General features: G+C 54.8%; 17 protein-coding genes and 1 pseudogene. 13 read left to right on the top strand and 5 right to left on the bottom strand.

The window, feature by feature from the left end; genetic code table 11:
* Window positions 1-14: 14 nt before the first annotated feature.
* Both miaE and rraB read right to left on the bottom strand, forming a co-directional pair.
* Window positions 15-773: a tRNA isopentenyl-2-thiomethyl-A-37 hydroxylase MiaE gene (gene miaE / locus ACJ9Y9_RS03040; protein WP_028016511.1), complete on the bottom strand. Its 759-nt coding sequence runs from the start codon at window positions 771-773 to the stop codon at window positions 15-17.
* A 45-nt stretch (window positions 774-818) separates the two neighbouring features.
* Window positions 819-1,244, bottom strand: a complete 426-nt coding sequence (gene rraB, locus ACJ9Y9_RS03035) for a ribonuclease E inhibitor RraB (protein WP_025759886.1) — start codon at window positions 1,242-1,244, stop codon at window positions 819-821.
* 99 nt (window positions 1,245-1,343) lie between these two features.
* Here rraB and argL point away from each other — a divergent pair, with 99 nt between their 5' ends.
* The 4 genes from argL to ACJ9Y9_RS03015 all read left to right on the top strand — a co-directional run bounded on the left by argL (window position 1,344) and on the right by ACJ9Y9_RS03015 (window position 3,490).
* A complete protein-coding gene (gene argL / locus ACJ9Y9_RS03030) occupies window positions 1,344-1,439 on the top strand; it encodes a putative translational regulatory protein ArgL (RefSeq protein ID WP_214598919.1) in 96 nt (31 codons plus the stop codon).
* Window positions 1,409-2,413, top strand: a complete 1,005-nt coding sequence (gene argF / locus ACJ9Y9_RS03025; protein WP_028016510.1) for an ornithine carbamoyltransferase — start codon at window positions 1,409-1,411, stop codon at window positions 2,411-2,413. The genes argL and argF (ACJ9Y9_RS03025) overlap by 31 nt, the downstream gene beginning before the upstream one ends.
* A gap of 260 nt (window positions 2,414-2,673) precedes the next feature.
* Entirely contained in the window at window positions 2,674-3,036 is a 363-nt protein-coding gene (locus ACJ9Y9_RS03020; protein ID WP_028016509.1) for a hypothetical protein, read from the top strand.
* Window position 3,037: 1 nt separating this feature from the next.
* A complete protein-coding gene (locus ACJ9Y9_RS03015; RefSeq protein ID WP_028016508.1) occupies window positions 3,038-3,490 on the top strand; it encodes a DUF3828 domain-containing protein in 453 nt (150 codons plus the stop codon).
* A 95-nt stretch (window positions 3,491-3,585) separates the two neighbouring features.
* Here ACJ9Y9_RS03015 and ACJ9Y9_RS03010 read toward each other — a convergent pair whose 3' ends face one another.
* On the bottom strand, window positions 3,586-4,038 hold the full coding sequence (locus ACJ9Y9_RS03010; RefSeq protein WP_407226056.1) for a YhcH/YjgK/YiaL family protein: 453 nt from the start codon (window positions 4,036-4,038) through the stop codon (window positions 3,586-3,588).
* A 675-nt stretch (window positions 4,039-4,713) separates the two neighbouring features.
* On the opposite strand from ACJ9Y9_RS03010, the gene arcA reads away from it, so the two are divergent.
* The 5 genes from arcA to ACJ9Y9_RS02985 all read left to right on the top strand — a co-directional run bounded on the left by arcA (window position 4,714) and on the right by ACJ9Y9_RS02985 (window position 9,896).
* Window positions 4,714-5,934, top strand: a complete 1,221-nt coding sequence (gene arcA / locus ACJ9Y9_RS03005) for an arginine deiminase (RefSeq protein ID WP_008501384.1) — start codon at window positions 4,714-4,716, stop codon at window positions 5,932-5,934.
* 10 nt (window positions 5,935-5,944) lie between these two features.
* Window positions 5,945-6,856, top strand: a complete 912-nt coding sequence (arcC, locus tag ACJ9Y9_RS03000) for a carbamate kinase (protein ID WP_028016506.1) — start codon at window positions 5,945-5,947, stop codon at window positions 6,854-6,856.
* A 25-nt stretch (window positions 6,857-6,881) separates the two neighbouring features.
* The gene (argF, locus tag ACJ9Y9_RS02995; protein ID WP_028016505.1) at window positions 6,882-7,886 is read left to right on the top strand and encodes an ornithine carbamoyltransferase; all 1,005 of its coding nucleotides are present in this window, start codon (window positions 6,882-6,884) and stop codon (window positions 7,884-7,886) included.
* Window positions 7,887-7,932: 46 nt separating this feature from the next.
* Window positions 7,933-9,336: a YfcC family protein gene (locus ACJ9Y9_RS02990; RefSeq protein WP_028016504.1), complete on the top strand. Its 1,404-nt coding sequence runs from the start codon at window positions 7,933-7,935 to the stop codon at window positions 9,334-9,336.
* Between the two features lie 80 nt (window positions 9,337-9,416).
* Complete coding sequence (locus tag ACJ9Y9_RS02985) at window positions 9,417-9,896, top strand: arginine repressor (RefSeq protein ID WP_028016503.1); 480 nt, start codon at window positions 9,417-9,419, stop codon at window positions 9,894-9,896.
* Window positions 9,897-9,899: 3 nt separating this feature from the next.
* On the opposite strand, the pseudogene ACJ9Y9_RS02980 reads toward ACJ9Y9_RS02985, so the two are convergent.
* Window positions 9,900-10,017 (bottom strand): annotated as a pseudogene (locus ACJ9Y9_RS02980) (hypothetical protein).
* Between ACJ9Y9_RS02980 and ACJ9Y9_RS02975 the strand changes: the two are divergent.
* From ACJ9Y9_RS02975 to ridA, 4 genes are all read left to right on the top strand, one after another.
* Window positions 9,997-10,101 carry a pyrBI operon leader peptide gene (locus tag ACJ9Y9_RS02975; protein WP_022646880.1) on the top strand — a complete coding sequence of 35 codons (105 nt, stop codon included), beginning with the start codon at window positions 9,997-9,999 and terminating at the stop codon, window positions 10,099-10,101. The pseudogene ACJ9Y9_RS02980 and the gene ACJ9Y9_RS02975 sit on opposite strands and share 21 nt — an antisense overlap.
* 34 nt (window positions 10,102-10,135) lie before the next feature.
* Window positions 10,136-11,068 (top strand): aspartate carbamoyltransferase, encoded by a 933-nt coding sequence (gene pyrB, locus ACJ9Y9_RS02970; RefSeq protein ID WP_025759900.1) that lies wholly within the window; start codon window positions 10,136-10,138, stop codon window positions 11,066-11,068.
* A 12-nt stretch (window positions 11,069-11,080) separates the two neighbouring features.
* Window positions 11,081-11,542: an aspartate carbamoyltransferase regulatory subunit gene (gene pyrI / locus ACJ9Y9_RS02965; RefSeq protein ID WP_028016502.1), complete on the top strand. Its 462-nt coding sequence runs from the start codon at window positions 11,081-11,083 to the stop codon at window positions 11,540-11,542.
* A gap of 74 nt (window positions 11,543-11,616) precedes the next feature.
* Complete coding sequence (gene ridA, locus ACJ9Y9_RS02960; protein WP_014068687.1) at window positions 11,617-12,003, top strand: 2-iminobutanoate/2-iminopropanoate deaminase; 387 nt, start codon at window positions 11,617-11,619, stop codon at window positions 12,001-12,003.
* Window positions 12,004-12,052: 49 nt separating this feature from the next.
* On the opposite strand, the gene ACJ9Y9_RS02955 is transcribed toward ridA, so the two are convergent.
* The gene (locus ACJ9Y9_RS02955; protein WP_028016501.1) at window positions 12,053-14,437 is read right to left on the bottom strand and encodes a beta-N-acetylhexosaminidase; all 2,385 of its coding nucleotides are present in this window, start codon (window positions 14,435-14,437) and stop codon (window positions 12,053-12,055) included.
* Between the last annotated feature and the right edge of the window lie 68 nt (window positions 14,438-14,505).

The following is a 14,505-nucleotide window of genomic DNA, read 5'->3' as shown; positions in this document are numbered from 1 at the left end:
TTAGCTTTGCCGGTTTACACCGGCACGCCGCTGTGGAAGCGAAACTCGTTGTCCGGTGTCGAGATAAGTGTGGCTTCAATTTCGCCAAAAAGCTTTATACGCGGTGAGATATCGTTATCGCTCACCTGCTGGGCCAGCGTCAGGTAGTCCTGATAATGGCGCGCTTCCGAGCGCAGCAGCGAGAGATAGAACTTCTGCAAATCATCGTCGAGGAACGGGGCCAGCGCGGCGAAGCGCTCGCAGGAGCGGGCTTCGATGTACGCGCCGCAGATGAGCTTGTCGATCAGCGTCAGCGGTTCGTGAGTGCGTACTTCTTTCAGCATTCCTTTGGCGTAGCGGCTGGCGGTAATTTTGACGTACGGAATATCACGTGCCAGCATCGCCTCGCGCACCTGCCAGAAGTGGTGCAGCTCTTCTTTAATCAACAGCACCATGCTGTCGATAAGCGCCTGGCCCCACGGGTCGTCGGTTTTGGGCATCACACTTTTGCCAATCTGCTTGTGCAGAGCGATGAAGTCCGGCTCCGGGCCGTCGCGGAAGGTGAATTGTTCGTAGGGTTTGAGCCAGTCGAGCAGCGCGTCGGCACCGCTTTCGTCGGCGACGTACTTGCGCACCAGCAGCAGCGCGGTCTGGGCGGCCTTGAGCTCGCACACCATGTGGTCGGTGAGCAGCAGCGGCAGGTTCGCCGGGTCGCGGGCTTTATCAATCCATGCTTGCGGGGTCGGGCACTGGAGGAAGTTGAGTACGGGGGCGAGTATCTGCGGGTAATCCATGTTTAAACCTTGAAAGCGGCAGCATGCACTGCCGCTTGAACGCTATTAGTGACGCACGCCGTCGTCGTCTTCGTCGATGTAATCTTCGTCGTCGCCTTCTTCGCCGTCTTCACCGTTCGGATCTTCGAAGTAGGTTCCCCAGCCGTCGTATTCCACGTCGAACTTCTCGGCCAGGTTCATCAGCTGTTCTACCTGCGCGTCGATAAGCTCCGCCTTCAGCGCGCCTTCGCTCAGGATGTCGCAGCAGATGACGGTGTCGCCCTCTTCCACTTCCAGCTCTTCCGGCTCGGTCACTTCGTAACCCAGTTTGAAGGCTTCCACCGCCATTTTTTCCAGCGCGTCGAAATCATCCGCAGAGAAATGGTGCTCGATGGTGTACAGCGCGTCCGGATCGCTACCGTCTTCCAGCAGCTCTTCAATAATCAGACGCGTCTCTTCGCGTTGCTCTTCCAGGTGTTCCGGGTTTGCCATGGCTCAATCCTCTTTAAAGTGCGGCAGATACTTCTATTTTCACACACGGACGTGTTTGCCTCCACCTTTGTGAGAAAGATTTGTTAAACGGGGTTGCAAATGAATAATTACACATATAAAGTGAATTTTAATTCAACAAGTGGCGTTCGCCATGTGAGGATAAAATGTCTGATTTGTACAAGAAACACTTTCTGAAATTGCTCGACTTTACCCCTGCACAGTTCACTTCTCTGCTGACTCTTGCCGCACAACTCAAAGCCGATAAAAAAAATGGCAAGGAAGTACAAAAGCTTACCGGTAAAAACATCGCGCTCATCTTCGAAAAAGACTCAACCCGTACACGATGCTCTTTCGAAGTTGCCGCATTTGACCAGGGCGCGCGCGTCACGTATTTAGGGCCGAGCGGCAGCCAGATTGGGCATAAAGAATCAATTAAAGATACCGCACGCGTGCTTGGCCGCATGTACGATGGCATTCAGTATCGCGGTCACGGCCAGGAAGTGGTTGAAACCCTGGCACAGTATGCGGGCGTGCCGGTGTGGAACGGGCTGACCAACGAGTTCCACCCGACGCAGCTGCTGGCGGACCTGCTGACCATGCAGGAGCACCTGCCGGGCAAAGCATTTAACGAGATGACGCTGGTTTATGCAGGCGATGCGCGCAACAACATGGGCAACTCGATGCTCGAAGCCGCGGCGCTGACCGGGTTGGATCTGCGTCTGGTGGCCCCAAAAGCCTGCTGGCCGGAAGAGAGCCTGGTGGCAGAGTGCAGTGCGCTGGCCGCGAAGAACGGTGGGAAAATAACCCTGACGGAAGATGTGGCGGCAGGCGTAAAAGGCGCGGACTTCATCTACACCGACGTATGGGTGTCGATGGGCGAAGCCAAAGAGAAGTGGGCGGAGCGTATTGCGTTGCTGAGGAGCTATCAGGTGAACAGCCAGATGATGGCGCTGACCGGCAACCCGAACGTGAAGTTCCTGCACTGTCTGCCGGCATTCCATGACGACCAGACTACGCTCGGCAAACAGATGGCGAAAGAGTTCGATCTGCACGGCGGGATGGAAGTAACGGACGAGGTGTTTGAGTCGTCGGCGAGCATCGTGTTCGACCAGGCAGAAAACCGGATGCATACGATTAAGGCGGTGATGGTGGCAACGCTTGGGGAGTGATCCTCTCTCCCACATTGAAGTGGTGATTATCTGCTGAATTATTTTTCAGCAGATAATCATTTCCAGCCTATTGGCATAAAAATTTATTTTCCTGACACTTCCCACAGATACACATCAACCATAATATGTATTTATGATTTTATTAGCTATTATTTATTGTATAGATAATGGTTAATATTAACTCATTATCAATTACAAAACAGTGTATATTAACGGTGTAATATTTCCTTATTGCTGCATTTCGTTAATAAGGATTATTTATGTCATGGAATAAGCACGAAGCTGTGTCATATGCCCGCAGCCACTCACATCATAAAAGTACCGGTTACTGCGCTCGCGCCGTTGCTGCTGCTATCCGTGCCGGAGGATTGAAGATTGATGGCGCTGATGCAAAAAACTTCTGGCGATCACTTGAGAAGGCAGGATTCAGTAAGGTGTACGGCACCCCTATTGAAGGTGATGTTGCAGTCATTGACGCATTACCTGGTGCGCATCAGAACGGGCATGCATGTATCTACGACGGATCGGGTACCTGGTATTCAGACTTTAAACAGAACAGCCTTTATCCCGGTCCGACATATCGGAAGATACAGCCAAAAATCACCCTTTACAGGCACTACTGATATGAAAAATATCTTACCGCTTCTCTTCATATTTTCTTTCTCTGCGATGGCTGGTCATTCTGATCCGATTGAGCGTGCGGTTAAATTTAACAGCTGGTACGTTAATCAAATCAACAAAGATGCATTTCCGATCACTGATGGAAACGAAATAGATAAATATGTCACAGCATCAACAATGAAAAAACTCCGTCACGCGCAGGATCCTCGCTATGCAGACGAAGAGTTTTACGAGGCAGATATATTTTTAAAAGCGCAATACGTCGGCGATGACTGGCCGCAGAATGTAACAGCCATAGCTGGGGATACCGATCCAGTCTGTGTCAACGTATACATTGCATTCGGTAAAAAGCAGGACCACGTAGTCATAGACTGCATGGTTAAAGAAAACAACTTATGGAAGGTACAGTCGGTTTCAAATGCGGATTTTTCAAGAAATCTGGCTACCACGAAATGAGCCAAACGACGTACTGACAATAATACTGATTCGGTACGATCTTCTTGCCGGGTGGCGCTGCGCTTACCCGGCGTACAAAACCCTGGGTGAGGGTCTTACTCCACCAGAATCTTCACAACGACTTTACGCACCTTAGCAGGTGCCCCCACCGCGCACAGCGGTTTATGCACTTCGCCCGGCCAGAACACCACAAAATCCCCTTCGCTCAGCACCACCGTTTTCTCCTGCTCACCTTCCAGCAGAAACGCGATGTCTTTATCCGCCAGCCAGTCTGTGTCCGGTGTGCCGTGCGGCAGAGTGCTGAAGGTCATCCCTTCTTGCCCCTTCATAATGATCTGGATGTCCAGATAGCGTGCGTGGTACTCGGCGCGGCGCTCGGCGAACGGCTGGGTCATGTCTTCCGAGACCAGATAAAACAGGTTGTTGCCGTCGATATCGTGCTTGCCCAGCGGAGTGGCGTCGTTGACGTGGGCTTTAACGTGCTCAATGGCCTGGCGCAATTCGTCAGGGAGCCAGGATTGCAGACGGCGGATGTTGCCGATAATCATAAACAAACCCTCAATATAAAACATCGTTTCACTTTCATCTTTTATACGAGAATTCTCACTGCCATACCACCGCTTTCACGACAGGTTTTGCGCCAGCGCATGTTTATCGGGAAATGTGTTAATTTGCTGTTAAGCCCTCACAGGCATTTATGCAGTCGTTATGCATAACCTCAGATCTTCGTGGTCTCGCCCTATCGCTAACTCACTGATCGTATGGCGTTAACAACAAAACTCTCTCCGGGCTCACACTTTATCATTTTGATAATTTGCTATTAAATCCCATAATTATTTATTGATTTTCCTTAAGTTGAAAATAGTTAATTGCTAATACTGCATAGCCATTCCATTAATTATTTTTATTCATTTAAAATCAACAAGATAACAAATTATTTCAAATGATTAAACTCCACAAAATAATAACAAATCCAAATAACCCCAGCGTATCCTGCTTAGCTATTCACCCGGCAATTATATCCAATTAATCATTATCTGATGCGAATCATGCAAATGGAAACAAACCGCTTAATATCCGGTTTCACGTGAGCAATATCACAATACGGATTATTTAACCGCCTAGTATGAACCTCGAAATCAATTGAGCTTAGCCGCCATGGAAATAATTACATCACATGGCGCATGCCCTTTTTATTCTGAAAAACAGTTAAAGGAATAATTATGGAAAAGCATTATGTCGGTTCTGAAATTGGTCAATTGCGTAGCGTTATGCTGCACCGTCCAAATTTAAGTCTGAAACGTTTAACGCCGTCGAACTGTCAGGAATTACTCTTCGATGATGTGCTCTCGGTTGAACGGGCGGGTGAAGAGCATGATATTTTCGCAAACACACTGCGCGAGCAGGGTGTGGAAGTCCTGCTGTTGACCGACCTTCTCACTCAAACGCTTGATATTGCAGAAGCAAAAGCCTGGCTTCTCGAAACCCAAATCTCTGACTACCGCCTCGGGCCAACCTTTGCAGGTGATGTGCGCGGCTGGCTGGCGGATATGCCGCACCGTGAACTGGCGCGCCGGTTAAGCGGCGGATTAACCTACGGTGAAATTCCGGCAGCCATTAAAAATATGGTGGTGGATACCCACACGGCGAATGATTTTATTATGAAGCCGCTGCCTAACCATTTATTTACCCGCGATACTTCCTGCTGGATTTATAACGGCGTGTCCATTAACCCAATGGCTAAACCGGCTCGCCAGCGTGAAACCAATAACCTGCGAGCCATTTATCGCTGGCATCCTGCGTTTGCCGACGGTGATTTTATTAAATATTTCGGCGACGAGAATATTAATTACGATCACGCGACATTAGAAGGTGGTGACGTATTAGTGATTGGACGCGGCGCGGTATTAATCGGCATGTCAGAGCGCACAACGCCACAGGGTGTGGAATTCCTTGCTAATAGCCTGTTCAAACACCGCCAGGCCGAGCGCGTGATCGCCGTTGAATTGCCAAAACACCGCTCCTGCATGCACCTCGACACCGTGATGACCCACATCGACGTGGACACCTTCTCCGTCTACCCGGAAGTGGTGCGCAAAGATGCCCAGTGCTGGACGCTCACCCCGGACGGACGCGGCGGTCTGCTGCGTACTCAGGAAACCGACCTGCTCCACGCCATCGAAAAAGCCCTCGGCATTAACCAGGTGCGCCTGATCACCACCGGCGGCGATGCCTTTGAGGCCGAACGTGAACAGTGGAACGACGCCAATAACGTTCTGACCATCCGCCCGGGCGTGGTGATTGGCTACGAGCGCAACGTCTGGACCAACGAGAAATACGACAAAGCGGGCATCACCGTGCTGCCGATCCCAGGTGACGAACTCGGACGCGGTCGCGGCGGCGCGCGCTGCATGAGTTGCCCACTGGAACGTGACGGAATTTAAAGGAGTCATCATGGAACGAAAACCCACTCTGGTTGTGGCGCTTGGCGGTAACGCGTTACTGAAACGCGGCGAACCGCTGGAAGCGGAGATACAGCGCCAGAACATTGAGCAGGCCGCCCGCACCATCGCCGGGCTGACGGCGCAGTGGCGCGTGGTACTGGTTCACGGCAACGGCCCGCAGGTCGGGCTACTGGCGCTGCAGAACAGCGCCTATGACAAAGTCACGCCCTACCCGCTGGACGTTCTCGGCGCCGAAAGTCAGGGGATGATCGGCTACATGCTCCAGCAGGCGCTGAAAAACAATCTTCCTCAGCGCGAAGTGAGCGTGCTGCTCACCCAGGTAGAGGTGGATGCCGCCGACCCAGCGTTCCGCAACCCGACCAAATATATCGGCCCGGTTTACAGCGAAGCTCAGGCGAAAACGCTGGCCGCGGAAAAAGGCTGGGTGTTTAAGGCCGACGGCAGCTACTTCCGCCGCGTCGTTCCCTCCCCGCAACCCAAACGCATCGTCGAGAGCGACGCGATTACGGCGCTTATCCAGCGCGATCACCTGGTGATCTGCAACGGCGGCGGCGGGGTTCCGGTGGTGGAAAACGCCAACGGCTATCACGGCATTGAGGCGGTGATCGACAAAGACCTCTCTGCCGCGCTGCTGGCGCGCCAGATCGAAGCCGATGCCCTGCTGATCCTGACCGATGCCGACGCGGTGTATCTCGACTGGGGCAAACCGACCCAGCGTCCGCTGGCACAGGTAACACCGGAACTGCTCAGAGGCATGCAGTTCGACGCCGGATCGATGGGACCAAAAGTGGCCGCCTGCCGCGAGTTTGTTGAAACCTGCAACGGGATTGCCGGGATCGGCGCGCTGGCTGACGGCGCGGAGATCCTCGCGGGCGAGAAAGGCACGTTGATTCGCAACTAATTCAAATTTCAAAAAGGATTTACCCATGACCATCAACCTGAAAAACCGCAACTTCCTGAAACTGCTGGACTATACCCCGGCAGAAATCCAGTTCCTGATCGACCTTGCCATCGAACTCAAGGCCGCCAAAAAAGCCGGACGTGAAAAGCAAACCCTGGTCGGGAAAAACATCGCCCTGATCTTTGAAAAAACCTCCACCCGCACCCGCTGTGCCTTTGAAGTCGGCGCGTTTGACCAGGGCGCACAGGTCACTTATCTCGGCCCAAGCGGATCGCAGATCGGCCATAAAGAGTCGATGAAAGACACCGCCCGCGTGCTGGGCCGCATGTACGACGGCATTGAGTATCGCGGCTACGGCCAGGCGATTGTCGAGGAGCTGGGCGAGTACGCTGGCGTACCGGTGTGGAACGGTCTGACCGACGAGTTTCACCCGACCCAAATCCTCGCTGACCTGATGACCATGCTGGAGCATGCGCCAGGGAAAACCCTGCCGGAGCTGAGCTTTGCCTATCTGGGTGACGCGCGGAACAACATGGGCAACTCTCTGATGGTTGGCGCGGCCAAGATGGGGATGGATATCCGCCTCGTGGCACCGAAATCTTTCTGGCCGGAGGCGGGGCTGGTTGAGCAGTGCCGCGCCATCGCCAAAGAGACTGGCGCGCGCATCACCCTCACCGACGACGTGGAAGAAGGCGTTCAGGGGACCGATTTCCTCTACACCGACGTGTGGGTCTCCATGGGTGAACCGAAAGAGGCATGGGCCGAGCGCGTCAGCCTGATGAAGCCTTACCAGATTAATGCTCAGGTGATGAAAGCCACTGGCAACCCGAACGTCAAGTTCATGCACTGCCTGCCGGCGTTCCACAACGAGCACACCAAAGTGGGCCGTGAAATTGAGATGGCTTACGGCCTGAAAGGGCTTGAGGTGACGGAAGAGGTCTTTGAATCACCGAACTCTATCGTCTTTGACGAAGCAGAAAACCGCATGCACACCATTAAAGCGGTCATGGTGGCGACACTCGGCGACTAATCACCGCCCGGCGCACCACGGGGTGCGCCGGGTTCAGGAGAACATCATGGGCAAGTTCAAGTTTCCCTCCGCTTACACCATTCTCTTTTTTCTGATTGCCGTTGTGGCGGCGCTGAGCTGGGTTGTTCCGGCCGGTCAGTACCAGATGGCGATGAATGAAACCCTTGGCAAAGAAGTCCCGATTGCCGGAACGTACGCGCACGTGGCGGCGCACCCGCAGGGGCTGGTTTCCGTCCTGATGGCCCCCATCGCCGGGCTGTACGATCCCGTTTCCGGTCAGGCCGGGGCGATCGACGTGGCGCTGTTTATCCTGATCATCGGGGGATTCCTCGGGATCGTCACCAAAACCGGGGCGATTGACGCCGGGATCGAACGTGTGACGACCCGCCTGCGCGGACGCGAAGAGTGGATGATCCCGATCCTGATGGCGTTGTTTGCCGCAGGCGGCACGATCTACGGCATGGCCGAAGAGTCACTGCCTTTCTATACCTTGCTGGTGCCCGTCATGCTGGCCGCCCGTTTTGATCCGGTGGTTGCCGCCTCTACCGTGCTGCTCGGGGCGGGGATCGGCACGCTCGGTTCCACCATTAACCCGTTTGCCACGGTGATCGCCGCCAACGCCGCCGGGATCCCCTTCACCCACGGTATTGCCCTGCGCGTGGCGCTGCTGGTCATCGGCTGGGTCATCTGCGTGGCATGGGTGATGCGCTACGCCCGTAAAGTTCGTCAGGATCCGTCTCTCTCTATCGTCGCAGACAAACAGGAAGAGAACCGCGCCCATTTCCTCGGCAACAAGGGTGAACAGTCGCTGGAATTTACCCCGGTGCGCAAAATCATTCTGGTGATCTTCGCCCTCGCCTTCGCGGTGATGATCTACGGTGTGGCGGTGCTGGGGTGGTGGATGGCAGAGATCTCGGCGGTGTTTCTCGCCAGCGCCATCATCGTGGGGCTTATCGCCCGTATGAGTGAAGAGGAGCTTACCTCAACCTTTATCAACGGTGCGCGAGATTTGCTGGGTGTCGCGCTGATTATCGGCATTGCGCGCGGTATCGTAGTCATCATGGATAAGGGCATGATTACCCACACCATTTTGCACAGCGCGGAAGGTCTGGTCAGCGGGTTGTCCACGGTGGCGTTTATCAACGTGATGTACTGGCTGGAAGTTGTTCTGTCGTTTCTTGTGCCTTCTTCATCCGGCCTGGCCGTACTGACGATGCCGATCATGGCACCGCTAGCCGATTTCGCTAACGTCAACCGCGACCTGGTAGTTACGGCTTACCAGTCGGCCTCCGGCATCGTTAACCTGGTCACGCCAACCTCAGCGGTGGTGATGGGCGGGCTGGCTATCGCCCGTGTGCCTTACGTGCGCTACCTGAAATGGGTTGCGCCGCTGCTGGCGATCCTGACGGTGGTGATTATGGTGGCGCTAAGCCTGGGTGCCTTGTTGTGATTTGCCGGATGGCGCTGCGCTTATCCGGCCTACGGATCGGTGCAGTGCCACCGGTTATTTCAGGAACTAATATGGGAAACATGATGGATTACGAAGCGTACTCTCCCAAAGAACAACTGCAGCTAACGGTGTGCCAGCGTCTGATCGCCGAAAAGAGCTATCTTTCACAGGAAGAAATTCGCCGCGACCTGCAGGAGAGAGGGTTTGACAGCATCAGCCAGTCGACCGTTTCGCGTCTGCTGAAATTGCTCGGCGTCATAAAAATTCGAAATGCCAAAGGGCTAAAGATTTATTCGTTGAATCCCCAACTGCGCCCTGCCCCCGATGCCGCGCGTACCGTTTCTGAAATGGTGGTGAGCGTGGAGCACAATAGCGAGTTTATCCTCATTCATACTGTCGCCGGATATGGCCGCGCGGTGGCGCGTATTCTGGATTACCACCAGTTACCGGAAATTTTAGGCGTGGTGGCAGGCAGCAGTATCGTCTGGGTCGCCCCCCGGGTGGTGAAGCGTACCGCGCTGGTGCATAAGCAAATTAATTATTTACTCAGAACGAATTAATATTCACAAAGAACCGTTTGCATTGAGTAAAGCGTGCATTAAATCGCTTGATCCGAAAATCGGGGTGCGTATAATGCCCGACAATTTGCCGGGAGGAAGCATGGTCAAGCGTGTACGACATAACGTCTTACCGCGTCTGAAATCAGACGCTGGCCTGCCGTTTTTCTTCCCGTTGCTAAACCTATTCCCAGAGCCCCTCATTTGAGGGGCTTTTTTTTGCCCGGCGTCAGGAGATAAACATGAATCCGCTTTATCAAAAACACATCATTTCCATAAACGACCTCAGCCGCGAAGAGCTGGAACTGGTTCTGGAAACCGCGGCAAAACTGAAAGCTAATCCGCAACCGGAGCTGCTGAAGCACAAGGTGATTGCGAGCTGCTTCTTCGAAGCCTCTACCCGTACGCGCCTCTCCTTTGAAACGTCCATGCACCGCCTGGGCGCGAGCGTGGTCGGCTTCTCTGACAGCAGCAACACGTCGCTGGGTAAAAAAGGCGAAACGCTGGCGGATACCATTTCAGTTATCAGTACTTACGTAGACGCGATTGTCATGCGCCATCCGCAAGAAGGGGCGGCGCGTCTGGCGACCGAGTTTTCCGGTGGCATTCCGGTGCTAAACGCCGGTGACGGTGCCAACCAGCACCCGACGCAGACCCTGCTGGATCTGTTCACCATTCAGGAAACCCAGGGCACGCTTGAAAACCTGAACATCGCGATGGTCGGCGACCTGAAATATGGCCGTACCGTTCACTCGCTGACCCAGGCGCTGGCGAAATTTAACGGCAACCGTTTCTTCTTCATCGCCCCGGACGCGCTGGCGATGCCGCAGTACATTCTCGACATGCTGGACGAGAAAGGCATTCAGTGGAGCCTGCATGCGAGCATCGAAGAGGTGATGAGCCACGTCGATATTCTGTATATGACCCGCGTGCAGAAAGAGCGTCTGGATCCGTCCGAATACGCCAACGTGAAAGCGCAGTTCGTGCTGCGCGCCAGCGACCTTGAGGGCGCACGCGACAACATGAAGGTGCTGCACCCGCTGCCGCGTATTGATGAAATCACCACCGACGTGGATAAAACGCCGCACGCCTGGTATTTCCAGCAGGCCGGGAACGGCATTTTCGCTCGCCAGGCGTTACTGGCACTGGTTCTGAATCGCGAATTGGCTCTGTAAGGGGAAACGACAATGACACACGATAACAAACTCCAGGTTGAAGCCATCAAGCGTGGCACCGTGATTGACCACATCCCTGCACAGGTAGGCTTTAAGCTGCTGACGCTGTTCAAACTGACCGAAACCGACCAGCGCATCACCATCGGCCTGAACCTGCCGTCAGGCGAAATGGGTCGTAAGGATCTGATCAAGATTGAGAACACCTTCCTGACTGACGAGCAGGTGAACCAGCTGTCCCTGTACGCGCCGGACGCCACCGTCAACCGCATCGACGAATATGAAGTGGTCGGCAAATCCCGTCCGAGCCTGCCGGAGCGCATAGAAAGCGTGCTGGTCTGTCCGAACAGCAACTGCATCAGTCATGCTGAGCCGGTTTCTTCCAGTTTTGCAGTGAAAAAACGCGCTGATGACATCGCACTCAAATGCAAATACTGCGAAAAAGAGTTTTCTCATTATGTGGTGCTGGCCAACTAATTGAGGTTGGTAAAGGATCCCGGCCTCCCTATAATGGCCGGGAACATTTAATCAGCTGTTATTCTGGAGAAATCATGACCAAAGTACTCGCGACGGAAAATGCACCAGCGGCTATCGGCCCATACGTTCAGGGCGTTGATCTGGGTAGCATGATTATTACCTCTGGCCAGATCCCGGTGAACCCGAAAACCGGCGCTGTGCCGGAAGACGTGGCGGCACAGGCGCGTCAGTCGCTGGAGAACGTGCAGGCAATTGTGGAATCTGCCGGTCTGAAAGTTGGCGATATCGTGAAAACCACCGTTTTCGTGAAAGATCTTAACGATTTCGCGACCGTTAACGCCACTTACGAAGCCTTCTTCACCGAGCACAACGCGACATTCCCGGCGCGCTCCTGCGTGGAAGTTGCACGTCTGCCAAAAGACGTGAAAATCGAAATTGAAGCGATTGCCGTTCGTCGCTAATTCGCTTTTGCGATAAAAAAGGCAGCCTGGCTGCCTTTTTTGTTGCCCGCTATTGATTGCGCGTCGCGCGCAGCAGCGTCTCCAGCGGATAAACCGCCGCAATCACCACTTCATCCTGAACTTTCGCCGCGTTATCCAGCTCGCGTTGAATCGACGCGATCTCTTTATCATCCAGCGTCCCCTGACGGGCCACCAGATCCGTCAACCTCAGACCAATGGAGGCAAGCTTGTCCACCTCCTGGATAACCGGTTTTATCGCCTTCAGCTGGTAGCTATTTTCGCTTAATGCCAGCGCATCGCTGGTGTTGCTCTGCCAGCGGTTGAAGACGTGACGCAGCGCGTCAGCACTTTCCGTGTCTTCTGCATCGCTGACCAGACGGTCAGCCCATTTGTTCATCTGGCGCACGGTGGAACTTTCGGCGTTCAGCGCATCGGCGAACCGGTTAAGCGGCTCAAACTGATGATAGTTTCCGGCCTGGAACTTCAGATGCTGACGCGTGTAATACTGTGCCGGCTCTACCGCCTGGGCGAGGATTTGCAGCGGCAAGGTGTCGGCATTGTTCGCCAGCCGCGTGAACTGCACCTGCTGCTGGGTATGCTGCTGCAACCCGACCGATACCGTCGACCAGCTGTCCATTGCCTGCAGACGGGTATACATGTTGTCGACATCGTTGACGTCCTGCGCGGACCACAGCCGCTCCGCCACTGCAAAAGTACGCGGCCACAGGCGGATATCCAGCACCGGCGCCACCACGTTTTCCGCCCACAGCGCGGCTTCACCGCCGAGCAGGTTGGCCTGATTCGCTACGTCCGGCACGACAGGTGGAATGCCTTTCGGCACGTCGTCCAGACGCGTGCCGCTAATCGGGTAGCGCGTATTCCCCACGAGGAAATAGCCGCTCAGCTTATCGTTTTCAACGGAGACAACCGGCCGCGTTTCGCCCATCCAGGTATCGACGGTAAACGTCACCTGGCTGTCATCACGCCATTCAATATCCTGCACCGCGCGGCGGGATTTCCCGGCGAAATCAATAAACCCGCGCCAGCCAGATTCCCCTTTCACCAGGGTGAAACTCCCTTCTACCGGTTTACCTTTCAGACGCGGCATGGAGAAGGCCCAGCTCTGGACGCTGTCGGTGTCGACAATCACATCCACACCGTTTAATCCCTGTGGGACGATTTCATTGCGATAGTGATAGGCCGTGGACTGAGGCTGGTCGAGATAGAAGCCCGTCGAGAGAATACCTTTGTAGCCGCTTTGTGCCACCTGCCCCAGCGCGTCCTGCCCCTGCCAGGACTGGATCAGAATGCTTTTTGGCAGATCCGGGTGGTAGATCTCGTCCCAGCCGACCATCTGACGGTGATGTTTTTCAAGGATCGTCTCCAGCTTGCGGTTGAAATACGCCTGCAATGCGTGGCTGTCCGCCAGCCTGTGGTCGCGCATAAACTGTTGAATGGTCGGGTTCGCTTTCCACTGGCTGTCATCCACCTCATCACCACCGATATGCAGATACGGATCGGGGAAGATCGCTGCCAGTTCGCTGACCATCGCATCAGCAAAGACATAGGTTGCGTCTTTAGTGGGATCCAGCACCGGCTTCAGCACGCCCCAGTTACGCTCCATTTTGTATGGCCCCGGCGCGCTCATCAGTTCCGGATAGGCCACGGCAATGGCCGACGCGTGGCCCGGCATGTCGATCTCTGGCACCACGCGAATACCGCGCTCGGTCGCATAGCGAACGACCTCGCGCATCTGCTCAGGCGTGTAAAACAGCCCGTCGCTGGCAAGCTGAGTGAGCTTTGGATAGCGCGTCGAGCTGAAGCGCCAGCCCTGATCGTCGGTCAGGTGCCAGTGCAATACGTTAAGTTTTGCGGCAGCCATACCGTCGATCTGGCGCTTGATATCCGGCAGTGGAATAAAGTGACGCGCCGAATCGAGCAGCAGCCCGCGCCACGGGAAGCGTGGCGAATCTTCAATGGCAACCCACGGCAGCGAGGTGTTTTCCGCGCCGTTCTGCATCAGCTGGAGCAGGGTTTCCATGGCGCGCAATGCGCCGAAACGGGTGTTGGCGGAGATATCGACGCCGCTGGCATCCACCGTGAGCTTATAGCTTTCGTCGCTGTCCGGCAGCGGCTGGGGCTTCACTTTTCTGGCGATGGCAATGCGGATGGTCGGTTTTTCCGGCTTTTCAGCCTGCGGCTGGAGCGTCCAGCCCGTTTGCAGAGCGATGCGCTGGCGAAGGCGGTTGACGGCGTCACCGAGATCGTCCCCGCTAACGCTAATGGAAACGTTGTTGCTGAGCACCAGCGTGCCCTGGGTTGTCGGGCGTTCGACCTTTGCAGGCCAGGGCATCAGGGGGAGATCGCCTGCCGGGGCGGCAAACGCAGAGAAGCCGAGCATCAGCCCGGCGGTTAAGAGACTGTACCGTAACATGAATGTTCCTTATCTGACGGGCCAAATAAAGGCAAAACATTCTGTTAACATGCGCTCAATTTGTCGTC

Origin of the sequence: Enterobacter sp. CPE_E1241 (assembly GCF_045618265.1) — a bacterium.
GTDB lineage: Bacteria > Pseudomonadota > Gammaproteobacteria > Enterobacterales > Enterobacteriaceae > Enterobacter > Enterobacter adelaidei.
The sequence above is the reverse complement of the archived record's forward strand: the minus strand, read 5'-3'. Positions and strand labels throughout refer to the sequence as shown.

Coding starts and splice junctions, on each gene's coding strand:
- argL (WP_214598919.1), top strand. CDS start 1,344: ATGAATAATTACACATATAAAGTGAATTTTAATTCAACAAGTGGCGTT.
- rraB (WP_025759886.1), bottom strand. CDS start 1,244: ATGGCAAACCCGGAACACCTGGAAGAGCAACGCGAAGAGACGCGTCTG.
- argF (WP_028016505.1), top strand. CDS start 6,882: ATGACCATCAACCTGAAAAACCGCAACTTCCTGAAACTGCTGGACTAT.
- ridA (WP_014068687.1), top strand. CDS start 11,617: ATGACCAAAGTACTCGCGACGGAAAATGCACCAGCGGCTATCGGCCCA.
- ACJ9Y9_RS03020 (WP_028016509.1), top strand. CDS start 2,674: ATGTCATGGAATAAGCACGAAGCTGTGTCATATGCCCGCAGCCACTCA.
- miaE (WP_028016511.1), bottom strand. CDS start 773: ATGGATTACCCGCAGATACTCGCCCCCGTACTCAACTTCCTCCAGTGC.
- ACJ9Y9_RS02955 (WP_028016501.1), bottom strand. CDS start 14,437: ATGTTACGGTACAGTCTCTTAACCGCCGGGCTGATGCTCGGCTTCTCT.
- argF (WP_028016510.1), top strand. CDS start 1,409: ATGTCTGATTTGTACAAGAAACACTTTCTGAAATTGCTCGACTTTACC.
- ACJ9Y9_RS02990 (WP_028016504.1), top strand. CDS start 7,933: ATGGGCAAGTTCAAGTTTCCCTCCGCTTACACCATTCTCTTTTTTCTG.
- ACJ9Y9_RS03010 (WP_407226056.1), bottom strand. CDS start 4,038: ATGATTATCGGCAACATCCGCCGTCTGCAATCCTGGCTCCCTGACGAA.
- ACJ9Y9_RS02975 (WP_022646880.1), top strand. CDS start 9,997: ATGGTCAAGCGTGTACGACATAACGTCTTACCGCGTCTGAAATCAGAC.
- arcC (WP_028016506.1), top strand. CDS start 5,945: ATGGAACGAAAACCCACTCTGGTTGTGGCGCTTGGCGGTAACGCGTTA.
- pyrB (WP_025759900.1), top strand. CDS start 10,136: ATGAATCCGCTTTATCAAAAACACATCATTTCCATAAACGACCTCAGC.
- ACJ9Y9_RS03015 (WP_028016508.1), top strand. CDS start 3,038: ATGAAAAATATCTTACCGCTTCTCTTCATATTTTCTTTCTCTGCGATG.
- arcA (WP_008501384.1), top strand. CDS start 4,714: ATGGAAAAGCATTATGTCGGTTCTGAAATTGGTCAATTGCGTAGCGTT.
- pyrI (WP_028016502.1), top strand. CDS start 11,081: ATGACACACGATAACAAACTCCAGGTTGAAGCCATCAAGCGTGGCACC.
- ACJ9Y9_RS02985 (WP_028016503.1), top strand. CDS start 9,417: ATGATGGATTACGAAGCGTACTCTCCCAAAGAACAACTGCAGCTAACG.